A 20,648-nucleotide genomic window follows, 5' to 3' on the forward strand; every position below is an offset into this window, starting at 1 on the left:
GCAAACGAAAAACCGTTTTTCCCTTTTCATTCACGACCTTTTTCTTCTTCCGCTAACTCCATTAGCTTTTTTGCAAAGCCTTTATCCGTCACTCCAAGGATTGCCCGAAATTCGTCACCAATCGCACTGCCCAAACTCACTTTATCCCCCATCTCGATGAGTGAAATTTTATAGTACGCCGCCGAATTATTGAATTTCTTTTTTGTATTTCCCGATGCATCCCCTGCTAAAATCAGCAACTCTGTTGTCTTTTGACGAATTGCATTTTCCACAGCAACTTCTCCACCAACGACCTTGCCGGCCTTTTTGCACAATCCTAAAAGAGAGTAAAATTTACTCATGTTCCTCACCACTCAGTTCTCTCAAAAGCTGTTCATATACCTCTTTAGGTACAGGTGCCTTAAAGGAACGCTCCAAACCTTTGGATTTCTGCGCCTTTGTCAAGCACTCGCTGCATGGGCATATATATGCACCTCGACCTGGCTTTTTCCCTGTTTTGTCCAAGGAAAATTCACCTTCATCATTACGAACAATACGAATGAGCTCTTTTTTACTTTTCATTTCCTGACAACCGGTACATTTTCTAAGAGGAATTTTTCTTTGCTTCATACTATCATCCTCCCCGCTCTTATTCTTGTGTCAGTTCCTCTTCCTGCATCTCTTCCATATGCACAACATCCATTGCTTCTTCCATATCCACGGCATCCGCAGGTTCTTCGGATATAAAGTTTGTTGCCTTTGCTTGTGTTTCACTCTTTATGTCAATTCTCCATCCGGTCAGTTTTGCGGAAAGTCTGGCATTCTGTCCTTCCTTACCGATGGCCAATGAAAGCTGATGATCAGGCACAACAATTTTTGCGCTTTGTTCTTCTGCATTCAATGCAACTGCCAAAACCTTGGATGGGCTCAATGCCGCCGCAATAAATTCCTTAGGGTCATCGCTCCAATTGATAACATCAATCTTTTCCCCGCCAAGTTCTTTTACAATGACATTCACACGATATCCATTTTGTCCAACGCAAGCGCCCAAAGCATCCACGTTTTTGTCTTTGGAATAAACAGCAATTTTTGTACGGCTTCCTGCCTCTCTTGCAATGCTTTTAATCTCAACTGTGCCATCAAATACTTCTGGCACTTCTTGTTCAAATAAACGCTTTACCAGCTCTGGATGGGTTCTGGATACAAAAATCTGAGGACCCTTTGTTGTCTGCTTTACTTCCAAAACATACACTTTCAAACGATCCATAAAGTTGTACTGTTCTCCGGGAATCTGCTCATTTGATGCCAAAACAGCGTCGATTTTACCCATTTGAACAATAATATTGCGTCTGTCTCTTCTTTGAACAATACCTGTTACAACTTCACGTTCCTTTGTAATGTATTGATTATATAAAATTTCTCTTTCTGCCTCGCGGAATTTTTGCACTACAACCTGTTTTGCAGTCTGTGCGGAGATTCGGCCAAAGTCTCTAGGGGTTACTTCCAAGTCAACTACATCACCCACTGTATAGTTAGGGTTCAAAACTCTTGCAGCTGCCAGTAATATTTCATTCTGTTCATCTTTAATTTCATCAGTCACTGTTTTTTGTGCATAGCAAGCCACATTTCCAGTTTCTCTGTCAATCACTACCTTGATATTTTGACCACTGCCGAAGTTCTTTTTACAAGCCGAAACCAAAGATGCCTCAATGGCTTCAAAAATAATTTCTTTATCGATGCCCTTTTCCTTTTCAATCAAATTCAAAGCATCCATAAACTCCGCTTTATCCATTTTTCCTATTCCTCCTCTTAGCTTTAGAAGATCACTGCCAAACGAACGCCGGCAACTTCCTTCTGTTCAAACGTAATAACCTTGTTTTCCTCGTCTTCAATGGAAATCACACCATTTTCCAACCCCAATAGTTTTCCTTGATATTGTTTCTGCCCATTTAATCCTTTATAGAGCTTAATATCAATGATTTCACCACGATATTTTTCAAAATCGGCATCTTTTTTTAATGGTCGGTCAATACCGGGAGAACTTACTTCCAATATATATGCCTGTTCAATAGGGTCTTCTGTGTCAAGCTTTGCCTCCAACGCACGGCTTACGCCCTCACAATCATCAATATCCACGCCGCCCTCTTTGTCAATATAAACGCGTAGATACCAGTTAGCACCCTCTTTTACGAACTCTAAATCAACCAGTTCCAAATTTCTTTCTGCAATAATGGGCTCCAAAATCGGCAGTATTTTTCTATCCGTATTACTAACTTTCGCCATTCCCACACCTCTTTATAAAAATTTAGCCTATGCAATAACAAAGAGTGGGCATTTACCCACTCTCTCGTCCGCATACTATAAGTTTCTTTACTGAGTATAACACCGTTTTCCCTCAATTGCAAGGACTTTCCTATTTTTTTCCGTTTCACAAGGGTACCCAGTACTTAGAGCTTTTCCATTTTAATGAAAGGCTATTCCTATCCAGTGCAAATAAAAAGCGCAAGAAAACCATTGTTTAAATGTTACATTCACCATCAGATTATCTGCGCCAACAATGGCGTCAGCAATATTGGAAAAAACATGGCCGGTAAAAAATTTAAAACCTTTAACTTGGTAATTCCCACTATATTAAGACCTAATGCAAAAATCAAAACCGAACCAACGCAAGTCATTTCCGCTACTACCCCATCCGTTAAAAAAGGAGCAACCACCTGCGCCAGTAAAACAATGCTCCCTTGAAACAGCAATACAAATACCGCAGAAAGCATAACCCCTATTCCCAGAGTGGAGGCAAATATCATAGAGGAGATAAAATCCAGTACAGATTTTGTATAAAGCATTTCATAATTTCCCGATAAGCCCGCCTGCAAAGAACCCACTACTGTCATCGCTCCCACGCAAAAAAGTAAGGAAGCCGCAATAAAACCCTCTGCAATAGAAATGCTTCCGTCCTGTTTGCTGAATCTTTGTTCTAATTTCTTAGCAAAACGATTTAATCTTGCATCCAAATCCAGACCTTCTCCAATCACAATACCAATTGCCATAGAGATTATCAGAACAAGCGTATTGCTTCCTTTTAATGCACCTGACCACCCAATATATAATGTACAAAGACCAAGGCCTTTCATCATGGTTTCAGAAATTCTTTCAGGTATCCCTTTTTTTAAAACCATGCCAATCCCACTGCCAAGGATAATTACAATCACATTCACAATAACACCCAGCATTTTTCTCCCCCTATCCTTGTATAAACATTGAAAGTATACCATTTTTTGTAATGTTTGTCCATAAATACAATGTTGCTTTTCTTTCAATTTACAACAATTACGCAAACTTCCACCCTGCCCCAACAGTTGGCTTTTGAAACAAAGGACGGGAAATTTTTTAAATAAATAATATAAAACAGTGCTCGAATTTATAAAATTCGAGCACTGTTTATGTACTCTTGAGAATAATTTGCCCTCTTGCGCAAATCATACAGTCTTTCTGCCATTTTCATATTTATCACCTCCTGTAAAAATTGTAGCATGATTTATTCGTTGCACACCACCAATACTTGAGTAAATGATGTAAACTATCCGTTGCAAATACGAAATCTATGGTTGCACATAATAAAATCTTGTGTTTCTAGAAATTTTTTTTAGATTTACTGTTTACCAGCATGTTGCAGTTTTACCATATTACTTCATTGACTGCATAACATATAAATTCCCAACACTTTTCTACTAAAGTTTATTTTTAATGTGATTACTTGCGCCAGTCAAGGCAATCCTATAATGGCAGTTTAATCCTACAAAAGAAATTCACTGTAATTTTAGCCTTTTATTCAAGAATCCAAGCTAAACCTGCCAGTAAACTCCGCTCTTGTATATTTAATATCAAACTGTCCAACAAAAAATCCTCCAATAAGATTATTTACAATTCATCGGTAATCGTTTGGCTGTGTGCAAACAACTATGATTTTTGTAAACATCCTTATCGGAGGATCGCTGAGTCAGAATCCGTAACGTTCCTTCTCGGATACCACTTAAGTTTTACAACACTTTATTTAAGAAATCTTGGGTTCTTTTGTTTTGAGGGTTACCAAATACATCTGTTGGTGTGCCCTCTTCAACAATATAACCACCATCCATAAAAATCACACGGTCAGCAACTTCTCTTGCAAAGCCCATTTCATGGGTAACCACCACCATGGTCATGCCATCCGCCGCCAGTTTTTTCATTACTTCCAATACCTCACCAACCATCTCAGGGTCAAGGGCAGAGGTAGGTTCATCAAAAAGCATAATATCCGGTTCCATGGCCAATGCCCGTGCAATTGCAACACGCTGCTGCTGTCCACCAGAGAGATTTGCAGGATATTCTGTGGCCTTTTCAGATAAACCAACTGTAGACAACAAAGACAATGCCTTTTCTTTTGCTTGTTCCTTTGTCATCTTCTTTCGATCCACAGGAGCCAGCATAATGTTTTCCAACACATTTAAATGCGGAAACAGATTAAACTGCTGAAATACCATTCCAATGTTTTCTCTGATTTTATTGATATTTGAGCCTTTTGCAGTTAAGTCATTGTCATCAACAATAACGATACCGCCTGTAATTTCCTCCAGTCGGTTTAAACAGCGTAAGAAAGTGCTTTTGCCCGAACCCGAAGGACCAATTAAGCAAACCACTTCCCCCTCTTTCACCTCAAGATTAATCCCCTTGAGAACCTCAAGTTCACCAAAGCTTTTTTTTAGGCCTTCCACCTTAACCTTTACCATTTGCCAGCCTCCCTTCGATGATTTTTGCTACCTTTGTCAAAATTGTAATCACAATATAATACATGACTGCAATCACTGCATAGGTTTCAAAACCGCGAAAATTTCTTGCAACAATGAGGTTGCCCTGTCGCATCAACTCGGCACAACCAATCGTCGAAAGGATTGAGGTATCCTTTAACGTAATAATAAACTGATTTACCACCGATGGAATCACGATACGAATTGCCTGCGGCAAAATAATCTTTACCATAGCCACACCATAAGGCAGACCAAGGCTTCTCGCTGCTTCCATCTGACCTTTGTTTACCGCCATAATGCCACTGCGGAATATCTCCGATAAATAAGCCCCTGCGTTTAAGCAAAGCACAATAACTGCCGCAGAAAAGGGCTGAATCTTTATTTCCAAAACAGCGGGAATGGCAAAGTAAATGAATACCGCCTGTACCATCAAGGGTGTTCCCCGAATCAAGCTTAAATAGATACCCGAGAATACGTTCAATACCTTTATTTTAGAGATACTAAACATACAGGAAAAAATACCTATAATCAAAGCCAGAATCAGTGATAAAATCGTCATTTGTAACGTTAAGGACATCCCTCGCAAAAGCTGAGGAAAAATTCCTGTTGTGTATTCAATAAAATTTGAAAAGCCATTCATAAGGCATTGCTCCTTACTGCATTTTTATTTCTTGATATATTTATCTAATATTTCCTGATATTTTCCGTTTGCCTTCAAGTTTTCAAGTCCCTTGTTAAACATGTCTAAAAGCTCTGTGTTCTTGCCTTTGCCAACTGCAAAGCCATAGGAGCTGCCTTGTTCCATATCAGTAACCATTTTCAGTTCTACACCCTGGGTAATTGCATAACCCATTACAGGATAGTCCTCAAAACAAGCTACACTGTTGCCAGACATAACATCCATATACATTGCGCTGGAATCATCGAAGGTTATAGTCGTGAAACCATACTTTTCCTTGATGGATTCTGCGAAAGTTGCACCTTCGGTACCAATTTTGATTGCAACGGTTTTTCCAGATAAATCATCATAACTCTTAATATCTTCATTGCTCTTTGCAATGCCCATTACAACACCGCTATCAAAATAAGGTGTTGAAAAATCAAATTTCTGCTTTCTTTCATCTGTAATGCTCATACCGGCAATTACGCCGTCAGCCTGTCCAGCTTCCAAAGCCTGCACTGCTGGATTAAATCCCATAGGGTTCAATTCATATGTAAAGCCTTGATCTTCAGCAATTGCTGCCAACAAATCTAAATCAATACCAACATATTCTCCCGCCTCATTTTGAAATTCAAAGGGTGCAAATGTGGTATCAGTGGCAACAATGTATTTCTTCGCCACCTCAGTTGCCTTTTCAGCATCCTCATTACCAGCTTTGTTTGCATCACTGCCGCCACAAGCTGCCAGCCCCATCACCATAGCAAATGCCATTGCAGTTACAGTTACTTTTTTGAATAAACTCATCTTTAAATCCTCCCTTTTTTTGCATGATTCTTATATGAATACTGCTTAAACAGTATGTCATAAAGCAATTTTACTTAAGCATGCCCAGCAAGGAACTGCTGCCCAAACGCTCGGCCCCTGCCTGCAAAAAATCTTCTGCATCTTGCACACTTTTAATACCACCTGCAGCCTTAATCTTTGTTCCACCAAATACATGCTTGGAAAACAGTTGAATATCCTCCAGAGTAGCACCGTCCTTACTGAATCCTGTGCTGGTTTTAATATAATCCGCCTTCGATTGGCTTACAACTTCGCACATTTTAATTTTTTCTTCCCGGGTAAGCAAGCAGGTTTCCACAATCACCTTCAAAACTTTCCCCCCGCAAATATATTTTATTGCATTGATTTCCTGCAATATTTTGTCATAAAGCCCTTCTTTTAACCAACCTAAATTGATTACCATATCAATTTCATCAGCGCCGTTTTTTATTGCATCGCTGGCTTCGAAAACCTTCACCGCAGTGGTTTGATACCCGTTTGGGAAACCAATGACAGTACAAATTGGAACCTGTCCTTGCACAAAGGACGCCGCCTTGGAAACAAAGGATGGGGGAATACAGATCGATGCAGTTTTTTGTTCTATTCCTTCTTTGCATATTTCCATAATTTCCTGCCAAACAGCATCTTGTTTTAATAGGGTATGATCAATATGGTTTAGAATAAACTGTCTTTCCATCGTTTCAACCTCCTTATATTCACGCATTTTAAAATTATAACACAAATAAAACCTGACAACAATGTTGTTTTTTCAATCGGTTCTTCTCTTTTTTTCTATGAATTATTTTAATTAATTAAATTCCTACATATTTTCTCATTTTAAAATTTTTCAGGTAAACCGATATCATTTTATTCATTTCCTATTTCCACTGTTTGTCCTCTGTAAACATGAACTAGTATACAAGCAGTCATCCTCCCTAAGTTAAATAGAATAAATGGGATGGCTAACTATTTTTTTCAGTTGCCTCTTCCCACAATACCACCTACTGGCAAAAAAAGGGCTTGCCGTCTGGATTCAAACGATAAGCCCTTTGCGTTTATTCATGCTGTTCCTATGAGATATGTGCTTCAATCAATTTCAAAAGCTACTTACACTCCTGCCACATGATAAAAATAACTAGAAAATATTAACTTTGTACATATGTATTTATAATCTTATCATAAGTGCCATTTTCCATTATATTTTTTAACCCATTATTAAACTTTTCAAGCAGTTCTGCATTTTTTCCCTTTGGCACTGCAAAACCGTAGGGACTCCTCTTTTCAATATCAGAAACAATTTTCAGCTCCACTCCCTGAGAAATCAAATATCCCATTACCGGATAATCCTCGAACAGTGCTTGGCTGTTTCCACTTATTACATCCTGATACACCTGGTTAAATTCAGGAAAAGTCACTACTTGAAAACCATATTTTTCCTTTATGGACTGTGCATAGGATTCTGCCTCGGTACCCAATGCAACTGCCACGGCAACTGTTTTCCCTTTCAAATCTTCAAAACCTTTTATATCATGCCGAGTGGCATCTACAGCCATAACTATCCCACCCTCAAGATAAGGCTCAGAATAATCGTAGATTTCCTTTCTTTCTTCCGTAATGCTTATGCCTCCCATAGCAGCATCCACTTCTCCCGCTGCCAAGGCCTGCAACATTTGATTAAACGTCATATGTACTAACTCATATTCAAATCCCTGATCCTTTGCAATTTCGTTCAATAAATCTATATCTATGCCAACATATTCTCCAAATTTATTTTGGAATTCAAATGGCGCAAACATTGTATTCGTTGCAATAATATATTTTTTGTTTCTTTAGGTGTATCACTGCTATTTGTATTCTCTACACTGATTGTAACCTTATTACCACCACAAGCAGCCAATCCCACAACCATGACAAATGTTGTAATTAAAGCAACAATTTTTTTGAATATAACCATCTCCTAATGCCCCCTACTGTTATTTCAAAATATTTTTTAAGAAGCTTCTAAATTTGTTCTTAGTGACAAATATCCAATTTTTCCCATTGAATATTAAATTTCCTCCACCTTTTACAGACCTATTTAAATATCTATTCCAATCCATAGCCTTCTGTCCCAATGATTAGCTAGGTACCTTCAGAAAAGAGTTGTTAAGTATTCATAAAAATTTAATCAACACTTTGCCTTATCCAAAACATCTGTGTTATAGCTTATGATAATTATAATAAAATATGCATTATTCCTTAATTCAACTTTACCATAAAATTCCATATCATTGTCCTAAAAATGTTTTTTATATTTTTATTTCTCCTTCTATATTTCAATCTACAGGAATAAGTTTCTCATACCGGACTCTACTTTGTAAAATAACCTTCCTTTTAGCTTAATGATATCATCCTACTTTTTCTGAGAAAGTAACTTCCCTCCTATTTTGAATCATAAAAGCCCGATTGTTCCTCACAGATAAATCTGTGAAGAACAATCGGGCTTTATTCTCATGGAAAGCCTAAAGTTACAAGCTTTTCTATTTCTTACATTTCAGCAACAAGGGCCATATTTCACTTAAGCCTCTGTTTCAACAACTTCTTCTGCTGCTTCTTCTGCGAGAGCCTCTGCCTGTCTCTTGGAAAGGCTGATTTTCTTCTGCTCGGTATTTACCTCAAGAACTTTCACGCTGATTACCTGACCAACCTTCAATTCATCTTCAGGCTTTACAACATGCTTGTTTGCGATCTGTGAGATATGTACCAGACCATCTACGCCGGGTTCCAATTCCACAAATGCACCGAAAGGTACCATACGAACAACCTTACCCTCAACGATTGTACCAACAGCATATTTTTCAACTGCAAGGTTCCAAGGGTTCATATTATTATCTTTCAAGGAAAGGCTGATTTTACCTTTTTCCTTGTCAACATCTAAGATAAGCACTTCTACTGCCTGACCTTCTTTTAAAATTTCCTTAGGGTTGGTGATTCTGCCCCAGCTCATTTCAGAAATATGGATCAAGCCATCAACGCCGCCCAAGTCAACAAACGCGCCAAAGTCAGTCAATCTGCTAACCTTACCTGTTGCCTTTACACCAGCTTCGATGGAAGCAAACAATGTAGCTCTCTTTGCACTGATTTCTTTTTCAACCAATGCTTTTCTGCCACCGATAATACGACGTTTTACTCTGTCCATTTCAATGATATTGAAATCCAATTCCTGGCCTTTGAAAACGCTTAAATCTTCAATAAATCTATTTGAAACCTGAGAAGAGGGAATAAATACTCTTACGCCGTTTACAACTGCGATTAAGCCGCCCTTTACAACCTCAGTTACTGTACCTGTAACAACTGATTTCTCGTTGAAAGCCGCTTCAATTTCCTCCATGCCCTTCTGCGCTTCAATACGCTTTTTGGACAAAAGAACATTACCGTCGCCGTCGTTTACACGAACTACAAATACTTCAATCTCATCTCCGGGCTGAATTACTTTACTAGGGATTACTGTAGGATCACCGCTGAATTCGCCTCTGGGGATAACACCATCGGACTTATAGCCGAGATTCACAGATACTTCCTCGTTAACAACCTGAATTACAGTGCCTTTCACAACATCGCCTGTATGCAGAGTAACGAGAGATTCTTCTAACATTTGTTCGAATGAAATTTCCTCACTTCCTCCTAAATTTTGTACTGCATTGTCAAATGCTTCGCTCATAGTAACAACTACCTCCTTAATTATTGCAGGTGGTGTAGACGCACCCGCAGTTATACCTATTTTATCATTCTTTGAAAAATTATTCAACACCAAATCACAAATTGTTTCAATGTGAACGGTATTCTCGCAATTTTTTCTGCAAATTTCCACCAATTTTTGGGTATTAGAGCTTTTTTTGTCGCCAATGACAATCATTTTGTCAACATTTTGGGATAATGACACAGCTTCCGCTTGTCTTTTCTCCGTTGCAGAGCAAATGGTGTTGAATACCAAAAGATGAATTTTTTTCTTTTTTAACTCCGCCACAATCTCATCAAATCGACTTTGGCGGAAAGTTGTCTGCACCACAATGATATATTCTGCCCCATCTTGCAAATCCAATGCAGAGGCTTCCTCTGGTGTCTCAATGATCTTTGCAGCATTTTCGCACCAGCCGTTAATTCCCACCACCTCGGGGTGCTGACTGCTTCCTGCAATAATAATTCCTTTGTTTGCATCGTGGTTTTCCTTCACTATGCTATGTATCTTTTTCACAAAAGGACAAGTCCCATCAACCACAGGAAGTCCTTTTTCCTCCAATGCATCATAAAGTGCTTTTCCAATACCATGGGAGCGCACCAGAATTGCACCTTCAAAAATATTATCCAGACTTTCAATAATCGTTAGTCCCTTCTTCTCTAAATCTCCCGTCACTTCTTTATTATGGATTAACGGTCCATAGGAATAGGTTTTTTCGTTATTTTCTATCTGTTGATAGGCCATTTCTATGGCTCTTTTTACACCAAAACAAAACCCAGCCGACTGGGCAACTGTAATTTTACTCATAGCTTAACCTTCATTTCCCGCACTCTGCCCATTATTTTTTCTGTGACTTCTTCCATCAAATCAGTGGTGATTCTTTCGCCACGATATTCTTCTAAAGTCAACGGTTCTCCGAATTCTATTCTGATTTCCGAGCGAAACTTATAGCTTCCTGAAATTGCCACAGGAATAACCGGTGCATCTCCCTTTAGTGCAAACATGGCAACGCCGGCTTTTGCCGCTTTATCCTCACCCTCTTTTACCCGAGTTCCCTCAGCAAAAATTCCCAGCAATTCTCCGCCTTTTAACACATTTATAGCTGTTTTAAAGGCTTTCATATCCATCACCGCTTGACGATCTATGGGGAATGCTTGTAAATTGCGCAGCAAAGCTCCTAGAATTTTATTTTGAAACAGCTCTTTTTTTGCAATATATCGGGGCAGTCTGTCCAAATATACAGCCATAGTCAATGGGTCGAAATTACTGATATGGTTGCAGCAAAGTACCCCATTGCCTTCTTGAGGCACATTTTCCTTCCCCACAATGGTTACCTTAAATAAAATTTTAAAAAGCATCTTCACTAACACCTTTACAAAAGGATACACGCTCATACCCACACCTCCCCTAATTTTTCTTGCACAATCGTTAATATTTTGTCTACAGATTCTTCAATGGACATTTTCGTTGTGTCTATATAAACTGCATCCTTCGCTTTACGCAAAGGGTTGTGTTGGCGATTCATATCATTTTCATCCCGTTGGATAATTTCCTTACGTACCACCTCAAAATCAGGCTTTTCGCCCTTTGCTTTCAGCTCACCCATGCGGCGCATTGCACGCTCATCTACACCGGCATCCATATAAATTTTCACTTCTGCTTGGGGAAGTACGTAAGTACCAATATCCCTGCCATCCATAACCACAGAATTTTGATTTGCCATGGCTCTTTGTATATCTCCAAGTTTCTGACGCACGGATTGAATCTTTGCCACCTCGGAAGCCCCTTGTCCGATTTGTTGGGTTCTGATTTTCTCAGTTATATCTTGATTTTCAAGAAAAATTCGTTGCCCTTCCTGCGTAGGCTGAATCTCCAAGTGAATCTCCTCAAGCAACAACAAAACCGCCTTTTCATCTGAACAATCTACGCCCTTTTGTATACAATCATAAGCCACACCTCGATACATTGCCCCTGTATCCACATAAATGATGCCCAATCTTTTTGCGACAGCTTTAGCAACCGTGCTCTTCCCCGATCCAGCAGGGCCGTCTACTGCAACGGCAAACCTTTTCATACCGATTCCTCCAGTCATTGTGAAAGCACCCCTTCTCCTGCCGCATAGCCGCTGGAAAAAGCAATTTGCAGATTATAACCACCTGTATAAGCATCCACATCCAAAACTTCTCCTGCAAAATGCAAGTTCTTCACAAACTTACTTTCCATGGTGGCAGGGTCAATCTCGTCCACCGAAATTCCGCCGCTGGTAATTACTGCTTCGTTAAAACCAGCCGTTCCCGTAATGGTTAAAGGCAGTCCCTTTAATAAAGAAAGAAGGTTTTTTCGTTCTTCCTTTGTAATACTATTCACCTTTTTATCCCCAGAAATACCAGAAAGCTCAGCAATTACCGGAATCAACTTTTGAGGCAGCAAATCACCCAAAGCATTGATAAAATCCCGATTTGCATATTTCTCAAAATCTCTAAGCAAGCGCATATCCAGCTTCTTTTCATCCATAGCGGGCTTCAAATCAATGAAAAGCTGATACCCTTCGTCAATAGAAAACAGGATGTGTCTGCTTGCACTTAAAATCACAGGTCCTGAAACTCCATAATGGGTAAAAAGCATCTCACCGAATTCTTCAAAAACAGTTTTGCCTTTTTTATTTTTTATCTTTATGGAAATATTACGCAAGCTTAACCCCATCAAGTCTTTGCACCAAGCCTCCGCCGCTTTTAAAGGTACCAGTGAAGGGTATAATTTGGTCACATGATGACCGGCTTTTTTTGCAAAACCATATCCATCCCCTGTGGAACCCGTTGCAGGGTAGGATAATCCTCCTGTGGCTACAATCACTGCATCCGCTTCAATAATGGTACCTTTTTTTAAACGCACACCAACAGCCCTACCGTCAGAAACCAAAATTTCTTCCACAGGGCTGTCCAAGTGCTGTTTTACCTTATTCTCACGTAAATATTGTTCCAACGCAAAAACCACATCCAAAGACTTATCGGAAACTGGAAAAACACGGCGTCCTCTTTCCACCTTTGTTTCTAACCCAAGGCGATGAAATAACGCTTGGGTTTCACTACTATCCAAACGATAAAAGGAGCTGTACATAAAATAAGGATTCCCCGGGATGTTTTCCAACAGTGTCTCAACATCACAATCGTTGGTTAAATTACAACGACCTTTTCCCGTAATTAAAATCTTCTTTCCAAGTCTGTTATTCTTTTCAAATAAATGCACCTCGTGTCCACGGCTTCCCGCTTTACCTGCCGCAATCATTCCGGCAGCACCGCCGCCTACTACGATAATTTTTCCCATATTTTCACCCGTTTTTCAGTAATTCCGCCATTTCCAAATGGGCCTTATCATTTAAGGTCATTAAAAACATTTGGTCCTCCGGAGTAATATCAATCATAGAAATAGATGTATTTGTCAACCACATCCTGCGGTACATATTCAAATCCAACCCTAATAATTTAATTATAAGAACACGCAGCAATCCCCCATGAGAAACGATAGCTACGCGCTGTCCTCTGTGTTTCTTTATAATTTCTTGAAAACCTGCCAGAGAACGCTCAGCCACTTTATGAAAGGAGCCTTCTCCGGGCATCGTATGGGCAAAGGGATCATCAAAAAAATCCGTATATGGCTTTCCGTATTTTTCTGTTAACTCTGCAACGGTGTGCCCTTCCCACTCTCCAAAATTAATTTCCTTAAAATGCTCGTCCATGATAAGGGGAAGTCCCTTTTGTTTTGCAATGGGTTCCGCCGTAGCAACAGCCCGCTTTAAAGGGGACACATATATGGCGTCAAGGGGCATATATTCAAAGCGTTTTGCCAAAAGTGCGGCTTGCCATGTACCCTCCTCAGAAAGCTCAATGTCTGTCCAACCTTGATACCTTCCACCCTTATTCCATTCCGTTTCTCCGTGACGAATTAAATATAATCTTGTTTTATCCTGCTTCATATGAAATCATTCCTTTTTTTCAAATATCCTAAGGTGATACCGCTCATTCAAACAAGGCATCAACCATGAATCATGGTGTGTTGCCCTAGCTATATATTATACGGTATTGTACTTGTCCTTTCAATAAAAAATGCCCCGAAAGCATCTCCTTGGGTAAATCGAACCCATAAATTTGTATTCGGGTCCAAAAGCCACAGCGGATGTTCCGGAGCTTACTATTTTCAAAATCAACACCTTACATTAATAATGCCTTGATTTTTCCTATGACTTTTATAATAGATAAAAACTTATAAGCTTTTCAAATATTTGACTTCCTTAGGGGTAAGATGACGATATTTACCTTTGGGCAGATCCCCCATTGTCAAATCCCCGGTGGCAACACGTTTTAACTGGGCAACAGGATGCTTAATGGCTTCGCACATTTTACGAACCTGTCGGTTTCTGCCCTCATGAATGATAATTTCCACAGTGGACTGACGCTCACCCTTTTCTATAATTTGCATTTTAGCAGGCTTGGTTTGTTTCCCGTCAATCACAACGCCACGGCGAAATTTTTGTAAATCCATATCATCAGGGGTTCCGTACAGCTTAGCTATATAAGTCTTATCCACATCATGCTTAGGATGGGTTAATTTATAAGTCAAATCTCCATCATTCGTTAAAAGTAACAAACCCGATGTATCATAATCCAATCTTCCCACAGGAAAAATTCTTTCTTTCACATCCCGAACCAAATCCATAACACCGGGACGGCCAAATTGCTCCTTCGCCGTGGTCACATAGCCCTCGGGCTTATGAAGCATAATGTATACCAGTTCTACTTCCTTTTTGCTGACTTCCTTATCCAGATACAGTACCTCATCCTTTTTGGGGTCAATTTTGGTACCTAATTCCGTCACAACTTTTCCATTTACCTTTATTTTGCCCGCTGCAATCAGCTCCTCAGCCTTACGGCGAGATGCAACGCCTGCTTCCGCTAAAAATTTTTGAAGTCTTTCTTCCATACTGTTCCTCCGTCTTTATCTCATTGGAAACAGTATACCCTACAAACTTAGGAAAGTCAAAAAAACTCTGAACAAACGTTGATTTTATGAGGATTAGGAAGGTATTGGTAAATATTTATATTTTAAAAAAACAAATGCCCTTACAACTGGGTATTTTTCAAGCTTTTCGATACCATCCAACTGTAATTCTACCAGGGAAATAATACATAAATTCTCAAAACCATGTAATCCAACTCTGGGATAAATAGGATAACCAGTCTGCTAAGGTATATGCTGGTGCAGTCTGATCCGCTAAAATTGGAATTTCCGCCAAAACCTCATCCTTTAGCTTTATCTGGGCATTTCCCAATTGCTGTCCTGCCTGCACAGGCGCTTCAATACTTTCGGGCAAAGAAATAATGAGCTGAATGGCATTCTGTTCCTCCTTAGAGAATAAACCCTGATATCCATCCTGCAAAACAGCATTCACCTCTCCCACCTTGGAGTGAAGCATAGCAACTTTACCACAAACCTGCCCTTTTTTTGCCGCTTCAAACGGAAAAAAGGTATCAAACCCATAATTCATAATGGCCTTTGTGTCTGACCATTTTTTCTCTTTTCCCCCACTTCCCCAACCACTGCCCAAAACCGTGCTCACCAAACGAACCCCGTTTTGTTCCGCCGCTCCAACAAAGCAATGACCCGCCTTATTGGTATAGCCGGTTTTTACCCCCATTGCCCCCTTATATTCTTTTAAAAAACGGTCGGCATTGGTAACCTCACACTGCCTTTTCCCTGTCACCTCTTTAATGGTTATAGAGGGTTGGGCAATCACACTGCAAAACTTTTCATTTTTCAAAGCATATGCCCCAATCAAAGCCATATCTTTGGCAGTCGAATGGTGCTTGGCAAAAGGAATCTGGCTGTCTAAACCGTTAGGAGAGCCAAAGACGGTGTCCTCAGCACCAATTTCTGCCGCTTTTTTTGTCATCAGCTGGCAAAATTCTTCAACACTGCCAGAAACATGTTCCGCCAGTGCCACAGCCGTATCATTGTAAGAACGCATCATCATAACAGAAAGCAGATCGCCAACCTTCCATTGCTCTCCCGCCTTCAAATCCATATGTACCTCTGGCTGATTTGCGGCTTTTTTACTCACTGTCACCACATCATCCAGATTCGCATTTTCCAAAACCAAAATAGCCGTCATAATTTTTGTTGTGCTTGCCATGGCCAATGGCTCCTCTGCATTCTTCCCCCATAATAATCGACCTGTATTTCCATCTACCAAGGCCGCGCCCTGTGCGCCTACGGAAGGCTCTGCCCCATAAGCAATGGAACAGCATAAAAAAAGCAGGAGAACCAAGATTCCCGCACGCCTCATGTGCATCACCCCTCTCCTGCTATGTTTATTCAGCTTATTTTCATTTCATACAAAAAAAGAATTCAATTTATATCATCAACAAATCTGAAGGCTGTCAATCTTTTTTTCAGTCTCGTAAAATGTTGACCTTGGTAATTTGATTTTTCTGCACCTCCAGCACCAGCCATTCACTGTCAATGGAAATCAAACCTCGCTCCGGTCCCAAATAATAGACCATGTTGTTTTCCGTCTTAAAATACTCTGTATCCGTAGATTGCCCCAGCAATGAAATAACTTCTTCTTGGGTCATTCCCATTAATTCATATTTTGACAGTAAGTCATCCACCATATCTACCCTTTTTTCAGGATACTTCTGCCAGCTTTCAGATGAAAACCTATGTATAAGAATATTTCGACCAAACAAAAACAGTAGAACAAAACCGATGATAAACAGTATTCTATATTTATAAATCATTTCCTTCATGCTGCACCTGACTTTCCTGTACATCACCCAGAGGCGGCAGCTCTTTTATACTCTTAAACCCAAAATATCGCAAAAATTCATTGGTTGTTCCAAACATAATAGGCTTGCCGGGCGTATCCATTCGCCCCACCTCACAAACCAGTTTTTTCTCAACCAATTTGCTCACGGCATGCTCTGCGCTAACGCCACGAATCTCCTCAATTTGGGCACGGGTAATGGGTTGCTTGTAGGCAATGATTGCCAATGTCTCCAATAAAGCTTGGGTTAAGCCTTGTCTATTGGGGCTTTTATACATATTTCTTATATACTCAAAACACTCCCCAGCAGTACACATTTGATAAGAACCATCGAGTTCCACAATGCGAATGCCTCGTTTTTCACTTTCATATTTATCCGCCAACGTATGAATAATGGCTTTTGCCGTGGCCTTGTCCATCTCAATGGTCTGGGCAATTGCCGATAAAGGCACCGCCTCGCCGGAAATAAACAGCAAAGACTCTACTACCGCTTCCAACTCCGATAATCTCATGCACTATCCCTTCCGTCATATTTTGTTATGGTGATTTCTCCAAAATTAGTAGTCTGAAAAATGTGTACCTCTTTTCGCTTAATCAATTCCAACAAAGCTAAAAATGTAACCACCTTTTCCATTTTGTCTGCATTCTTTCGAAAAATAGTGAAAAAGGTGGATTTCGGCTGTAAAATCAACATATCCCGAATATAGTCCATCTTTTCTTGAACCGTAAATATATCTCTGGGAACACCTTTGAAGGAGCTGCGAACATGATCCACTTTTGTCTCTTTTCTGTCCATCACTTGGCGAAAAGCAAGATATAAATCCTCCATGGTTACGCCCTGTAAAAAGTCCTCCAACTCCTGAGGCTTTTTCCCTTTTAACTGGGCTACCGCCTTATCTGCTTCCTTGAAAAGAAGCAAGGCGGCCTCTTCCTCACGCTGACGCCAGTCCTCAGTTACCTCTTTAATCTTTTTGTATTCCAAAAGTTTTATAACCAGTTCTTCTCTAGGGTCTGGGCCTTCTTCTGCTTCATTTTTAGGCTTTGGTAAAAGAAGCTTACTTTTGATTTCTAACAGCGTCGCTGCCATGACCAAAAACTCACTCATCCCATCCATATCCCGATCTTCCGCCAAATCCAAATACGCCAAATATTGATCCGTCAAACGGGCAATGGGAATATCGTAAATATCAATTTCGTTCTTCTCTATCAGGTGATACAAAAGGTCTAAAGGCCCTTCAAAGGCATCTAATCGAATTGTAATTTGCTCCAATTTCCACACCCTCTGCTCTACAGAATCATACTCATAATCTGAATGATGACATTAATAATGGCACTAAAAAACCCGCCTGCTAAACCAACAAACAGTAAAAGCAAAAATATCAACTGAATCATTTTTTCATATTGCAAATATTGAAAATATCTGTTGGCAGGAATGGTTACCGATAATACCTTTGCGCAGTCCATGGGAGCAACAGGCAAAATATTATATACCGCCAGACCAACATTGTAATAACAAAGATAATTAAAGAGCATTGCTAAATACATATTGTTATTAAAAATCTTGCTCTGCAAAATCAAAAAAATAAAGCCTAAAACCAGATTCACCACAGAAGGTATTAATGCAACCAAAAGAGTATCTCTTTTTCGGTTTTTATAATATAATGCGCTGGTCTCTACCGGTTTTCCCCAGCCAAAGCCGCCGCTGTAAAACATTAACAAAAATCCAATGGGTTCAAAATAATTGAAAGGATTTAAAGTTAAACGCCCTTTGTTTTTAGGCAAGGTATCTCCCAATGCCGTTGAAACTGCAGCCCTTGTAAATTCATGTATAGTTGTTGCAACAATAATTCCAGGGATACTAAATAAAAAGATCAAAAAATAATTCATTCTCTCAAAATTCCTTTCCAATAATTCCTTTTTTTTCTTTTTTTATAATAACAGAAATTCAAACCTCAGTCAATTTTACCTTTATTACAATTTTTTTGCAAAGTACACTTGACAAAAAATGCAAAGCAGACTATACTAAAAGCAAAGTTAGCTTTGCAGAAAGGAAGGATGCCATGAATACACGTATTGCAGAACTTAGACGTCAGCAAAAACTGTCTCAAGAAGACTTGGCAAAAGCCGTTGGGGTAACCCGCCAAACAATTACCTCATTGGAAGTGGGCAAATATACCGCTTCACTAGTGCTTGCCCATAAAATTGCACGCTTTTTCAATTTAACCATTGAAGATATATTTCTGTTTGAAGAGGAGGAAAATCTATGAAAACCATGTCCTTTGAAAAGCGATTAAATATGCGCCTCTCTGTAAATATTGGCTGTATGATTGTTTCTGCTGTTTTGCTTGCCCTTGCCTTTGGCATAAAAAACTTTGAAGCAATAAGACCAATGTATACAGGCACCTTTATTAGTCTTTTTGTAATCTCATTGGCTTTATATTTTAAAAATAAAGCATTGAAAAAAGATCCGGAAAAAATGAAGAGAATAGAGCTTTTAGAAACCGACGAAAGAAATGTTTATATCCTTCGAGTAAGCTATACGATCTTCACTTATGTTTCGATAGGTATTTTATATGTTTCTATGCTAATTGCAGGTTTTTTCTCAACCACCGTTTACTATACCCTTGAAACCCTGCTTTGCATGGATCTTATCTTGATCCTTTTGATTCGTAAACTTGTTGAAAAGAAATATTGATAGATCACAAACAAAAGAATAAAAAACTAATACTTTATGAGATTTGAAATCTTTTATTTCTTAGTAATCTACAAAAATTGGACTCTGGTTTTTTTCAATTCCTTTGTAGCTTACTTCATAAAAAAAGGGGTTGTGAAACAAATTGTTTCACCCCCTTTTACCTTTTAAATCAATACCTTTTGAACCGTTTATTTATATTGCCTAACATTGGCTGGTATAGCTTTAAAATATCTGTCAACCATTTCTGATTTTCGCCTCATACACCTTTTCCATATAAGGTACCGAAACGCCTAACTCTTGGGCTAATTTGTAACCTCCACCTATCACCCATTCAAATTCAGTTTCCTCTTTTCCTTCACGAATATCCCTGTATAAAGAAGAAATAGTTTGGGGTGGCAGTGTTAAAAAGTGCTGATAATACTTCTCAGGCATTTCTTCCAGACCTGTGACCCCTGATGCCTTTGCCAAACGGAGAATGTCTTCATAAATACCCCGTAAAAACTCTAATTTATTAGCATCCTTTTGTATGTCTCCTGCTTCACAATCAAAATAGATAAATGCACAACTATTTCCGCACATCATGGCATACTTTTCCCAAATGCTCATCATAATATCCTGCCCGTAAGCAGAAGGTAAGCCTCCTTCATTAAGCATTGCAACAAGCTGTTTAGCCTTTTCATTATCTCTTCCATCTGCAAAGCCTATGCCGATTCTCAAAAGCTCTCCACGGTTAAACACATGTCCCGTTTCCACAATATTTGAAAAACAATAAATAAAGCTGTCACTCACGACACCCTTCCCCTTCAACCAATGTGAAACATATCTGGAAGTCATAATGCCATTTTGCAAAGGAACAACCAAGGTGTTTTCCCCAATAATATCACTATACTTTTGGCAAGCTGCCTCTAGACCGTAGCTTTTACTGCAAAGAAACAAAACATCCACCATGCCGATTTCCTCGGGATCATCGGAAACCAAACCAGGGTGTATTCTTTGATCCCCCAATTTCTCCGACTCCAGATACAGACCTTTTTCTCTCAGCACACTTTTAGTTTCTCCTCGGGCAATAAAAATCAGATTTTTTTCATATTTCTTTAGTGCCCCGGCAACAGTGGCTCCCACTGCACCAAGTCCCAATATGGCAATTTTCATTGTATCCCCCACTTCTT

25 protein-coding genes are annotated in these 20,648 nt (G+C 39.5%); 2 read left to right on the top strand and 23 right to left on the bottom strand.

What is annotated here, in order from left to right:
* Positions 1-26 precede the first annotated feature (26 nt).
* The 22 genes from CPRO_RS12275 to CPRO_RS12375 form a co-directional block, all read right to left on the bottom strand.
* Positions 27-341 (bottom strand): L7Ae/L30e/S12e/Gadd45 family ribosomal protein, encoded by a 315-nt coding sequence (locus CPRO_RS12275; protein ID WP_066052311.1) that lies wholly within the window; start codon positions 339-341, stop codon positions 27-29.
* The gene (gene rnpM, locus CPRO_RS12280; RefSeq protein ID WP_066052314.1) at positions 334-609 is read right to left on the bottom strand and encodes an RNase P modulator RnpM; all 276 of its coding nucleotides are present in this window, start codon (positions 607-609) and stop codon (positions 334-336) included. Before rnpM ends, CPRO_RS12275 begins: the two co-directional genes overlap by 8 nt.
* Before the next feature lie 19 nt (positions 610-628).
* Positions 629-1,771 carry a transcription termination factor NusA gene (gene nusA / locus CPRO_RS12285; protein WP_066052316.1) on the bottom strand — a complete coding sequence of 381 codons (1,143 nt, stop codon included), beginning with the start codon at positions 1,769-1,771 and terminating at the stop codon, positions 629-631.
* 23 nt (positions 1,772-1,794) lie between these two features.
* Positions 1,795-2,262: a ribosome maturation factor RimP gene (gene rimP / locus CPRO_RS12290; RefSeq protein WP_066052319.1), complete on the bottom strand. Its 468-nt coding sequence runs from the start codon at positions 2,260-2,262 to the stop codon at positions 1,795-1,797.
* Positions 2,263-2,516: 254 nt separating this feature from the next.
* Complete coding sequence (locus tag CPRO_RS12295; RefSeq protein WP_066052322.1) at positions 2,517-3,209, bottom strand: DUF554 domain-containing protein; 693 nt, start codon at positions 3,207-3,209, stop codon at positions 2,517-2,519.
* Positions 3,210-4,016: 807 nt separating this feature from the next.
* Positions 4,017-4,745 (bottom strand): amino acid ABC transporter ATP-binding protein, encoded by a 729-nt coding sequence (locus CPRO_RS12300; RefSeq protein WP_066052325.1) that lies wholly within the window; start codon positions 4,743-4,745, stop codon positions 4,017-4,019.
* Positions 4,732-5,403, bottom strand: a complete 672-nt coding sequence (locus tag CPRO_RS12305; protein WP_066052328.1) for an amino acid ABC transporter permease — start codon at positions 5,401-5,403, stop codon at positions 4,732-4,734. Before CPRO_RS12305 ends, CPRO_RS12300 begins: the two co-directional genes overlap by 14 nt.
* 24 nt (positions 5,404-5,427) lie before the next feature.
* The gene (locus CPRO_RS12310) at positions 5,428-6,228 is read right to left on the bottom strand and encodes a transporter substrate-binding domain-containing protein (protein WP_066052331.1); all 801 of its coding nucleotides are present in this window, start codon (positions 6,226-6,228) and stop codon (positions 5,428-5,430) included.
* Positions 6,229-6,298: 70 nt separating this feature from the next.
* Positions 6,299-6,943, bottom strand: coding sequence for a deoxyribose-phosphate aldolase (gene deoC, locus CPRO_RS12315; protein WP_066052335.1), 645 nt, complete (start codon positions 6,941-6,943; stop codon positions 6,299-6,301).
* Positions 6,944-7,391: 448 nt separating this feature from the next.
* Entirely contained in the window at positions 7,392-8,042 is a 651-nt protein-coding gene (locus CPRO_RS12320; protein WP_157881681.1) for a transporter substrate-binding domain-containing protein, read from the bottom strand.
* Positions 7,991-8,200 carry a hypothetical protein gene (locus CPRO_RS15425; protein ID WP_157881682.1) on the bottom strand — a complete coding sequence of 70 codons (210 nt, stop codon included), beginning with the start codon at positions 8,198-8,200 and terminating at the stop codon, positions 7,991-7,993. The genes CPRO_RS12320 and CPRO_RS15425 overlap by 52 nt, the downstream gene beginning before the upstream one ends.
* Positions 8,201-8,803: 603 nt before the next feature.
* Positions 8,804-10,771, bottom strand: coding sequence for a bifunctional 4-hydroxy-3-methylbut-2-enyl diphosphate reductase/30S ribosomal protein S1 (locus tag CPRO_RS12325; RefSeq protein ID WP_066052338.1), 1,968 nt, complete (start codon positions 10,769-10,771; stop codon positions 8,804-8,806).
* Entirely contained in the window at positions 10,768-11,358 is a 591-nt protein-coding gene (locus CPRO_RS12330) for a lysophospholipid acyltransferase family protein (RefSeq protein ID WP_066052340.1), read from the bottom strand. The genes CPRO_RS12325 and CPRO_RS12330 overlap by 4 nt, the downstream gene beginning before the upstream one ends.
* Positions 11,355-12,038, bottom strand: coding sequence for a (d)CMP kinase (gene cmk, locus CPRO_RS12335; RefSeq protein WP_066054042.1), 684 nt, complete (start codon positions 12,036-12,038; stop codon positions 11,355-11,357). Before cmk ends, CPRO_RS12330 begins: the two co-directional genes overlap by 4 nt.
* A 14-nt stretch (positions 12,039-12,052) precedes the next feature.
* Positions 12,053-13,288 carry a BaiN/RdsA family NAD(P)/FAD-dependent oxidoreductase gene (locus CPRO_RS12340; RefSeq protein ID WP_066052343.1) on the bottom strand — a complete coding sequence of 412 codons (1,236 nt, stop codon included), beginning with the start codon at positions 13,286-13,288 and terminating at the stop codon, positions 12,053-12,055.
* A 4-nt stretch (positions 13,289-13,292) separates the two neighbouring features.
* On the bottom strand, positions 13,293-13,937 hold the full coding sequence (locus CPRO_RS12345; protein ID WP_066052346.1) for a histidine phosphatase family protein: 645 nt from the start codon (positions 13,935-13,937) through the stop codon (positions 13,293-13,295).
* A 287-nt stretch (positions 13,938-14,224) separates the two neighbouring features.
* Entirely contained in the window at positions 14,225-14,941 is a 717-nt protein-coding gene (locus tag CPRO_RS12350) for a pseudouridine synthase (protein ID WP_066052351.1), read from the bottom strand.
* Positions 14,942-15,155: 214 nt separating this feature from the next.
* The gene (locus tag CPRO_RS12355) at positions 15,156-16,310 is read right to left on the bottom strand and encodes a D-alanyl-D-alanine carboxypeptidase family protein (protein ID WP_066052355.1); all 1,155 of its coding nucleotides are present in this window, start codon (positions 16,308-16,310) and stop codon (positions 15,156-15,158) included.
* 100 nt (positions 16,311-16,410) lie between these two features.
* Entirely contained in the window at positions 16,411-16,758 is a 348-nt protein-coding gene (locus CPRO_RS12360; protein ID WP_157881683.1) for a hypothetical protein, read from the bottom strand.
* Entirely contained in the window at positions 16,748-17,296 is a 549-nt protein-coding gene (scpB, locus tag CPRO_RS12365) for an SMC-Scp complex subunit ScpB (RefSeq protein WP_066052361.1), read from the bottom strand. Before scpB ends, CPRO_RS12360 begins: the two co-directional genes overlap by 11 nt.
* Complete coding sequence (locus tag CPRO_RS12370) at positions 17,293-18,054, bottom strand: segregation and condensation protein A (protein WP_066052366.1); 762 nt, start codon at positions 18,052-18,054, stop codon at positions 17,293-17,295. The genes scpB and CPRO_RS12370 overlap by 4 nt, the downstream gene beginning before the upstream one ends.
* Before the next feature lie 17 nt (positions 18,055-18,071).
* The gene (locus tag CPRO_RS12375) at positions 18,072-18,671 is read right to left on the bottom strand and encodes a site-2 protease family protein (RefSeq protein WP_066052369.1); all 600 of its coding nucleotides are present in this window, start codon (positions 18,669-18,671) and stop codon (positions 18,072-18,074) included.
* A gap of 173 nt (positions 18,672-18,844) precedes the next feature.
* Here CPRO_RS12375 and CPRO_RS12380 point away from each other — a divergent pair, with 173 nt between their 5' ends.
* Positions 18,845-19,051: a helix-turn-helix transcriptional regulator gene (locus tag CPRO_RS12380; protein WP_066052372.1), complete on the top strand. Its 207-nt coding sequence runs from the start codon at positions 18,845-18,847 to the stop codon at positions 19,049-19,051.
* Positions 19,048-19,479 (top strand): hypothetical protein, encoded by a 432-nt coding sequence (locus CPRO_RS12385; protein WP_066052375.1) that lies wholly within the window; start codon positions 19,048-19,050, stop codon positions 19,477-19,479. Before CPRO_RS12380 ends, CPRO_RS12385 begins: the two co-directional genes overlap by 4 nt.
* A 234-nt stretch (positions 19,480-19,713) precedes the next feature.
* Here the strand turns inward: CPRO_RS12385 and CPRO_RS12390 are convergent, their stop codons facing one another.
* Positions 19,714-20,631: a ketopantoate reductase family protein gene (locus CPRO_RS12390; RefSeq protein ID WP_066052378.1), complete on the bottom strand. Its 918-nt coding sequence runs from the start codon at positions 20,629-20,631 to the stop codon at positions 19,714-19,716.
* Positions 20,632-20,648 lie beyond the last annotated feature (17 nt).

It is taken from the genome of Anaerotignum propionicum DSM 1682 (assembly GCF_001561955.1).
Taxonomy (GTDB): Bacteria; Bacillota; Clostridia; order Lachnospirales; family Anaerotignaceae; genus Chakrabartyella; species Chakrabartyella propionicum.